This window comes from Intestinibacter sp., from assembly GCF_051866655.1.
Classification (GTDB): domain Bacteria; phylum Bacillota; class Clostridia; order Peptostreptococcales; family Peptostreptococcaceae; genus Intestinibacter.
The window spans coordinates 4,406-8,495 of record NZ_JBJDXL010000015.1 but is presented as its reverse complement, the minus strand read 5'-3'; the positions used below and the strand labels follow the sequence as shown (position 1 = coordinate 8,495).

Below are 4,090 nucleotides of genomic sequence, written 5' to 3'. Positions count from 1 at the left end.
GACATAATATTGTGGAATATTGGTAAATTATAAAGCCACTACTGGATTATTTTGAATTATATTTCAATAAAAAGTTATTTTGATATAAAAAACAAGAAAAAACATAAAAAAAACTCTGTACAATAAAAGCGTAAAAAGTTATAATATAGTAAATAAAATAAAAATTATATATAAGGAATTGATTATCTGCAAACATATTCCTTTTAATTATGACCTAGGCATAACTAAAAAAAGTGTTATGCTTTTTTTTGCCTAAAATAGCATATCTATATAAAATATTAAAAAAATTCATATCAATTTATTTATATTGCATTGACATATTGTGGTAAGATTCAATCATTGTATAATTTATAATAAGAAAATTTACAATTTAAGGGAGATGATACTATGAAACCAATTGTAGGAGTTATTCCACTTTGGGATGATGAAAAAGAGAGTCTATGGATGTTACCAGGATATATGGATGCATTAGAAAGTAATGGCGCAACTCCGATTATTTTACCTTTATCCACAGATAAAGAAGTTCTAGATAAATGTTTCAATATGGTCGATGGAATTTTATTCACAGGTGGACACGATGTAAATCCAAAATTTTACAATCAAAAAAATGAAATGTGTGGATTATTATGTGATCCTCGAGATGAAATGGAAAAGTATTTATTCACAAAAGCTATAGAAAATGACAAGCCTATTCTAGGTATTTGCAGGGGAATTCAACTGTTTAATGCATTATTGGGAGGAACATTATATCAAGACTTACCAACAGAACATCCTTCAGAAACTAAACACTCTATGAAAAAGCCGTACAATCGAGGAGTACATACTGTGGATATTTTAAAAGATACTCCATTATTTGAAGTAATTGGTGTGGATAAATTATCGGTAAATAGTTATCACCACCAAGCTATAAAAGACCTAGCTCCGAATGTAATTGCAAATGCGGTTTCAGAGGATGGACTAGTGGAGGCTATTACTTTGCCAGATAAAAAATTTGTCATGGCAGTGCAATGGCATCCAGAGTTTTTATGGGAGGATAGTGAAGAAAATGATGTTATAATCAGAGCTTTTGTTAAGGCTATAGATGAATAGTAAATATTTAAAGAAGGTGAATCATTGAAAATAAATAGATTATTTGAAATAGTGTATTTGTTACTTCAAAAAGATAAAATAACTGCTTCTGAGCTTGCAGATAGATTTGAGGTTTCAACTAGAACAATTTACAGGGATGTGGACATGTTATCTTCTGCTGGAATACCTATTTATATGAATAAAGGTAGAGGTGGGGGAATATCTCTTTTACCTAATTTTGTATTGGATAAGAGTGTTTTGACTGAGGAGGAGAAGGAAAATATTTTATCTTCATTGAGTGCTTTTAAATCCGTAGATTTAAGGGATAAAAATGAGCTTTTAGAAAAATTCACGAGCATTTTTGGTGAATCTTATATAGATTGGATCGAGGTAGATTTTTCTTCATGGTCAAACCAAAATGATCAAGCAGACCTTTTTAAAAATTTGAAGAATGCTATCTGTAAAAGAAAATTGGTAACATTTATTTATTCAAATTCCAAGGGCAATAAAGAAGAAAGATATGTCGAACCATTGAAATTATGCTTTAAAGGAGAAGCCTGGTATTTATATGGTTATTGTAGGAAACGTCAAGACTACAGATTTTTTAAACTAATGCGAGTAAAAGATTTAAAAATTACAGAAGAAGTTATAGAGCATACAACATATGGTCAAGTTTTGCACAAAGAAAATAAATATGTGCGAGAACTTGTACATTTAAAATTACATATAGATAAACAGATGGCTTATAGAGTTTATGATGAATTTGAAGATTATAAAAAAACAGAGGATGAAGATTTTATTGTAGAAATAGATTTACCTGATAACCAGTGGATACTTTATTATATATCGACATTTGGACCTTATTGCGAAGTTTTAGAGCCAAAGGAAGTGCGTGAAAAATTAAAGCAACAACTACAAGAAACTTTGAATTTATACAAGTAGAAAATTTAAAATAAGACAAATATATGTCATATTTAAAATACTATAATTATTACATAGAAAATATTACTTTAAAAAAATTTAGGAGGTTTACTATGGAATATGAAATAGTTAATTTAAAAGAAAAAATACTTGTTGGTTTAAGTGCAACAACGTCTAATAGTTCAGAAGATATGGGAAAAGTTATAGGAGGACTATGGGAAAATTTTTATAAAAATGGAATAAATGAAAAATTAAAAAATAGAGTGAATGATTTTTCTATAGGACTTTATTCTGATTACGTTGGAGAAAATTATTTGGTAACAGTAGGTAATGAAGTATCATCTGAAGAAGATGACGAGTTAATAAAAAATTACAATTTGACAAAAAAGATTATTCCAGCAGGAAAATATGCAAGATTTTCTATTCGAGGAAATATGGTGACTGCTGTAGCAGAGGCTTGGCAACAAATTTGGGAAATGAATCTAGATAGAAGCTTTGTTGCAGATTTTGAGGAATATAAAAATGCAGAAATCGATGATGCAGAGATTGATATTTATGTATCATTAAAATAAAAAATAGAGGTCTATCGCAAGTTTTTTTGCGACAGCCTCTTATTTATTTTTAAACAAAAACTTCTGTTTTTTTAGGTTCAGTTTTAGCGATTAATTTACCATTTTTATAAGAAGCTAAAACAGGTTCGTCGTAGTTTAATGCGTCATAATAATTTTTAGCATTCATTATTACAAAGCTAGCATCATTACCTTCCTTGATACCATATCCATCGCCAAGGTGAAGAGTACGAGCAGCATTAGTTGTCACGAATTTATATGAATTCATTATTTCTTCATATCCTAGCATATGACCTGCATATAGTCCCATAAAAACAGCATCACGCATACTTGCGTTGCCAAGTGGATTCCATGGATCGAAAATATCGTCATTTCCGAAAGAAACATTGCATCCTTCTGCAGTAAGCTCTTTAACACGAGTAAGACTTCTGCGTTTAGGATATGTATCTACACGACCACCTAAGTGCATATTGACACAAGGGTTAGCTACGAAGTTAATGCCAGACATTTTTAATAAACGCATTAAACGAATCATATAGGCATTATTGTAGCTGTGCATTGCAGTAGTATGAGAAGCAGTAACCATATCTCTCATACCAGTTTCATAAGCTCTTGTTGCTAGAGTTTCTAATCCTCTAGAAGCCTCATCATCTATTTCATCACAGTGTACATCGATAAGCTTGTTGTATTTTTGAGCTAATTCAAAGCATATATTTAGAGATTCTACACTATATTCACGAGTGAATTCAAAGTGAGGAATTGCACCTGCTGCATCTGCTCCCATTTTTAGCGCTTCCTCTAGCAATTCTTTACCTTTTGGGTAGCTTAGAATACCATATTGAGGGAATGCAACTATTTGGATGTTTATAAAATCCTTTACTTCTTCACGAAGCTCTAAGATAGCTTCTAATGCAGTTAATTTAGGGTCGTTTATATCTACATGAGTACGAACGTGTTGAACACCATTAGCAGCTTGCATACGAACCACTTTGTTTACACGATTTTTTACGTCTTCTTTAGTAAGGAATTCTTTTCTTTCCTCCCATCTTTCTATACCTTCAAATAGAGTCCCGCTCATATTCCAACGAGGTTGACCAGCTGTCAGACAAGTATCTAGATGTACATGTGATTCCACAAAAGGAGGTAAAATTAATTTATCAGTACAATCTACAACCTCTTCTCCAGGACGAGCTTCTAGATTTGCTCCTATTTGTTCAAATTTACCATCAGTAACACGAATATCTATAGCTTCTACAGAATTTTCAATATGTCCATTTTTAAATAGCATGATTAACCCTCCTTATTATCTTTTGAAAAAATTTGTCCTACAAAGTAACAAACTGCGGCTATTACCATAGCATTAATAGCAGCTATGCCCCATTGTAATGTGTTGGCAACTACAGCACCAATGACAATACCTAATACATTAAACCAATTTACAACTGGTAATTTGCGTTCGCCATCATATTTTTGGCGATTTTTAAAGAAATCTAAAATTACTATGATACCTATTGGAGGTAGGGCGCAGTTTA

General features: G+C 31.3%; 5 protein-coding genes. 3 read left to right on the top strand and 2 right to left on the bottom strand.

Annotated features, from left to right (window positions below; translation table 11 throughout):
- The first annotated feature begins 387 nt into the window (after window positions 1-387).
- The 3 genes from ACI3VO_RS00395 to ACI3VO_RS00385 all read left to right on the top strand — a co-directional run bounded on the left by ACI3VO_RS00395 (window position 388) and on the right by ACI3VO_RS00385 (window position 2,561).
- Window positions 388-1,089: a gamma-glutamyl-gamma-aminobutyrate hydrolase family protein gene (locus tag ACI3VO_RS00395; protein WP_439756009.1), complete on the top strand. Its 702-nt coding sequence runs from the start codon at window positions 388-390 to the stop codon at window positions 1,087-1,089.
- 24 nt (window positions 1,090-1,113) lie between these two features.
- Window positions 1,114-2,010, top strand: a complete 897-nt coding sequence (locus tag ACI3VO_RS00390) for a helix-turn-helix transcriptional regulator (protein WP_439756008.1) — start codon at window positions 1,114-1,116, stop codon at window positions 2,008-2,010.
- Window positions 2,011-2,102: 92 nt separating this feature from the next.
- Window positions 2,103-2,561, top strand: a complete 459-nt coding sequence (locus tag ACI3VO_RS00385; protein ID WP_439756007.1) for a GyrI-like domain-containing protein — start codon at window positions 2,103-2,105, stop codon at window positions 2,559-2,561.
- A gap of 49 nt (window positions 2,562-2,610) precedes the next feature.
- On the opposite strand, the gene codA is transcribed toward ACI3VO_RS00385, so the two are convergent.
- Together codA and ACI3VO_RS00375 are read right to left on the bottom strand one after the other, a co-directional pair.
- Complete coding sequence (codA, locus tag ACI3VO_RS00380) at window positions 2,611-3,846, bottom strand: cytosine deaminase (protein WP_439756006.1); 1,236 nt, start codon at window positions 3,844-3,846, stop codon at window positions 2,611-2,613.
- Between the two features lie 2 nt (window positions 3,847-3,848).
- The coding region (locus ACI3VO_RS00375) for a hypothetical protein (protein ID WP_439756005.1) at window positions 3,849-4,090 on the bottom strand (242 nt) is incomplete at its 5' end.

Coding starts and splice junctions, on each gene's coding strand:
- codA (WP_439756006.1), bottom strand. CDS start 3,846: ATGCTATTTAAAAATGGACATATTGAAAATTCTGTAGAAGCTATAGAT.
- ACI3VO_RS00385 (WP_439756007.1), top strand. CDS start 2,103: ATGGAATATGAAATAGTTAATTTAAAAGAAAAAATACTTGTTGGTTTA.
- ACI3VO_RS00395 (WP_439756009.1), top strand. CDS start 388: ATGAAACCAATTGTAGGAGTTATTCCACTTTGGGATGATGAAAAAGAG.